Annotated in this window: 5 protein-coding genes; 3 read left to right on the forward strand and 2 right to left on the reverse strand. The window is 60.2% G+C overall.

Features of this window, described 5'->3' with window-relative positions; translation table 11 throughout:
* Positions 1-562 (forward strand): DNA translocase FtsK (locus J0I64_RS03220; protein WP_291406180.1); only part of this gene is annotated, 562 nt, incomplete at its 5' end.
* A 52-nt stretch (positions 563-614) separates the two neighbouring features.
* Here the strand turns inward: J0I64_RS03220 and J0I64_RS03225 are convergent.
* On the reverse strand, positions 615-899 hold the full coding sequence (locus tag J0I64_RS03225; protein ID WP_291406181.1) for a hypothetical protein: 285 nt from the start codon (positions 897-899) through the stop codon (positions 615-617).
* 112 nt (positions 900-1,011) lie between these two features.
* Between J0I64_RS03225 and J0I64_RS03230 the strand changes: the two genes are divergently transcribed.
* A complete protein-coding gene (locus J0I64_RS03230) occupies positions 1,012-1,647 on the forward strand; it encodes an outer-membrane lipoprotein carrier protein LolA (RefSeq protein WP_291406182.1) in 636 nt (211 codons plus the stop codon).
* Between the two features lie 76 nt (positions 1,648-1,723).
* On the opposite strand, the gene J0I64_RS03235 is transcribed toward J0I64_RS03230, so the two are convergent.
* Positions 1,724-2,536 carry an undecaprenyl-diphosphate phosphatase gene (locus J0I64_RS03235; protein WP_291406183.1) on the reverse strand — a complete coding sequence of 271 codons (813 nt, stop codon included), beginning with the start codon at positions 2,534-2,536 and terminating at the stop codon, positions 1,724-1,726.
* 112 nt (positions 2,537-2,648) lie between these two features.
* Here J0I64_RS03235 and J0I64_RS03240 point away from each other — a divergent pair, with 112 nt between their 5' ends.
* Positions 2,649-3,326, forward strand: coding sequence for a glutathione S-transferase family protein (locus tag J0I64_RS03240; protein ID WP_291406184.1), 678 nt, complete (start codon positions 2,649-2,651; stop codon positions 3,324-3,326).
* Positions 3,327-3,724 lie beyond the last annotated feature (398 nt).

A 3,724-nucleotide genomic window follows, 5' to 3' on the forward strand; every position in this document is an offset into this window, starting at 1 on the left:
TATCCACATCGTGACCGCCACGCAGCGTCCGTCCGTGGACGTCATCACCGGTACGATCAAGGCCAACTTCCCAACCCGTATCTCCTTCATGGTGACGTCGAAAATCGACTCGCGCACCATTCTGGGTGAGCAGGGCGCCGAACAGCTGCTGGGCAATGGCGATATGCTCTACATGGCCTCGGGCGGTCGCACCAAGCGTCTCCACGGCGCCTTCGTGTCCGATGGCGAAGTCGAGGCGGTGGTCAACCATCTCAAGAGCCAGGGCGCCCCGGATTACCTTGATTCCGTTACGGCCGACGAAGACGAAGGCGGCATGGATGGCGGCTCGTCCGGTGGCGGCGACGACTATGCCGGCTCGGGCGACGAGCTCTATGACAAGGCCGTCCATGTCGTTCTGACGGACAAGAAGGCTTCGACCTCCTATGTCCAGCGTCGCCTCGCCATCGGCTATAACAAGGCGGCAACGCTGATCGAGCGGATGGAACGCGAGGGCGTCATCAGCCCGGCCAACCATGCCGGCAAGCGCGAAATCCTCGTCGGGAACAATGCCGACGGCTACTAGGTGATTTTACCTATGTGAAAAAAGCCCCGGCCGTGTCCGGGGCTTTTGTGTTTCAGCAGGCGAGCGGATCGGGCACCGCCTCGAACTCGCGGGGGCCGACCCAGCCGGGCGCATGTTCCTTTGCTGCATCGACGATGCGCACGGTGAGCGTGCAACTGCCGGAGCGGACGGCATAGACATCGGGGCCGGTCAATTCGATGGCGTCGATGATATTGCCAATGCCCAAAGTCTCGGTCGCGACATTGAGGACTGCAGTCAATTCAGCGCGTCTCTGGTATTGCGGTGGCAGGGCCGCCAGGGCCGGCAATGTCGTCGCCAGAACAAGTGTTAAGCTCATCACCAATTTGCGCATTGTCGTCCCTTCTTGGCCGGTGGAACTTTCCACCTCTTGCCGCAATTGCTTCCTAGGTTAGTTTATCAGACTAAAAACCCGCGAGGATATCCCGCCGATGATTCGCCGCCGCCACGTTCTGCTTCTTGGTGTTGCCGCCGCTCTGGCTCCTGTCGTCCCGGCCCTGGGTCAGGGCAGGACGCTGACGCCCGAGGAACAGCAGCTGATCTCCGAGATCAATGCGCATAATTCGGCGATCAAGACCATGGTTGGGCGCTTCCTGCAGATCGACACCAATGGCGGCCGGACCGAGGGCACCTTCTTCCTTGAACGGCCCGACAAGGTGCGTTTCCGCTACAATCCGCCGAGCCGCGAAGAGATCGTCTCGGTGGGGCGTGGTTTCTATGTGCTCAACCGCAAGGACGAGACCTATTACGCCTATCCCCAGGACACGATCCCGCTGCGCCAGTTTCTCGGCGACAAGATCGACCTGCTCAATGCCAATGTGATCGATGTCACCTTGTCCGATGGCTACATGGCCATCACGGTGATCGACGAGACCGTGGCCGGCACCGTGCAGGTGTCGCTGATTTTCGACGTCGAGACCAAGGACCTGGCGCAGTGGAGCCTGGTTGAACCGAGCGGGTCGGAACTGACCTTCTCGCTCTACGATGTCGAAAAGGGCGTCGACATTCCGCGCTCCTACTTCTCGATCCCGGCGACCTATAAGGGCGTCGATCCGGCCAGGCGCTAGGCGCTTCGGGCCCTGAAAATGAAAAGCCCTCCCGACCGGGAGGGCTTTTTGTTTGGCGCTGGAGTCTTCTTCTGGCCTAGCGGCCGAAGAAATAAATCCCGATCAACCCGAAAATCCCGACCGCGATGCGCCACCAGGCAAAGGGGGCAAAGCCGTAGCGGGAGATGAAGTTGAGCAGATACCGGACGACGATGGCGCCGACGACGAAAGCGGCGGCAAAGCCGATCGCGACGTTGAGGGCAATCGAGCCATCGATGAGGTCGCGGCTCTTGTAGAGGTCATAGCCGAAGGCGCCGACCATGATCGGCAGGGCAATGAAGAAGGTGAACTCGGCCGCGGCGCGCTTGGTCGCGCCGAACAGCATGCCGCCCACCACGGTCGAACCCGAACGCGATACGCCCGGCACCAGCGAGAGTACCTGGAAAAGGCCGATGATCACGGCGAGGTGCCAGGGAAAAGTGTAGATATCGTCGTACTTTGGCTCGAGCTTGAGCCGGTCGACGATGAGCAGGATGAAGCCGCCGATCAGCAGCGTCCAGCAGATCAGCGCCGCCGATCCCCAGAGATCGCCCTGGATGAAATCGCGCAGCAGCACGCCGGCGACGACGGCCGGGAAACAGGCAAGGAACACCGAGAGGGCGAACTGCCAGGCCTGGGGTTTTCCCGTCAGGGCGTCACGGATGAGCAGGCCCAGCTTGGCGAAATAGACGGTGATAACAGCCAGAATAGCGCCGAGCTGAACCAGCACCACAAAGGTCGCAGGCTGGGTCAGGCCGAAGAAATGACCTGCTAACAAAAGGTGTCCAGTAGAGCTGACCGGTAGGAATTCGGTAAGGCCTTCAATAATTCCCAGAATAAGGGGCACAAAAAGACCTTGATCGGCGTTCATCTGATCTCCTAACTCGTCTCATGGGCCATTTTGCCCACTCTCTTATCGGTGTTCGTCCACTGCGCCAAGCGAGGGAGCAGCAGACCAGCTTCGCGTCAACCGGGTCCCCTTCATGCCGACACTCGTGCACTATCCTCTCGATCCAGCTTCGCGCCTCATCCGGCTCATGTGTGCCGAATATGGCGTGCCGCTGGACGTCGAAGAGATAAAGCCCTGGCTGCGCGAGCCGCATCTGCTCGATCTCAACCCGGCCGCGACCCTGCCCATTCTGGTGACGGATGACGATGTGCCGATCATTGGCATTCTCGCATCCATCCATGTGGTCGAGGATATCTACACGCTTGAGACCGTGGGTGGCCTCGTGCCTACCCACCCTCTCGATCGGGCCGAAATGTGGAGGCTGATCGAATGGATGCTGGTAAAATTCAACGATGAAGTGACCCGCTATCTGTTCGAGGAAAAGATCGCCAAGCGCGACATTCCGGGCGCCTCGCCCGAGCCTTCGGTGCTGCGTGCGGCCAAGGCGAACCTGGCCGAGCACATGCTCTATTTCAACTGGTTGCTGGCAAGCCGGAAGTGGCTGGCGGGCGACGACATGACCCTGGCCGATTTCGCGCTCGCCGCGCATCTTTCGACGCTCGACTATATGGGCGATATCGACTGGTCCAAGGCCGCCGAAACCCGCGACTGGTATTCGCGCCTCAAATCCCGCCCCGCTTTCCGGACGCTGCTCAACGACCGGGTCGTTGCCATGCAGCCGAGCAAGGGATATGCCGACCTGGACTTCTGACGGCCAATCCACATTCAGCTGATGGTGGCCTGCAAACGTCGATCTTCTGCGCTTCCGGTGCTCACGTAGCCAATGTACGCTCCGGTTCCCGAAGACCGACATTTTCGGCTCACCCTGAGCTGACTGTGAATTGGCCGGGGGCCGGGGATAAAATATGCGCGCCTTCTTTTTCGGCCTTGGCTACTCGTCGCAGGCGAGTGCGCGTCTCATGCAAACGAGTGGCGAATTCGTTAGCACACTGGGAACAGTGAGAACGACCGATAAGGCCAATGCGCTGGTCCATGAGGGACTGCCTGCCGTGCCACCTCGTGACGCGCCATCGCTTCCGTCACGGCAGACAACAGCTGTACCGCCAGCAGCTGCAGGAACGACTTCAGGTTCTCTAAAGTCTAGCCTGG

The organism is Devosia sp. (assembly GCF_017307565.1).
GTDB lineage: Bacteria > Pseudomonadota > Alphaproteobacteria > Rhizobiales > Devosiaceae > Devosia.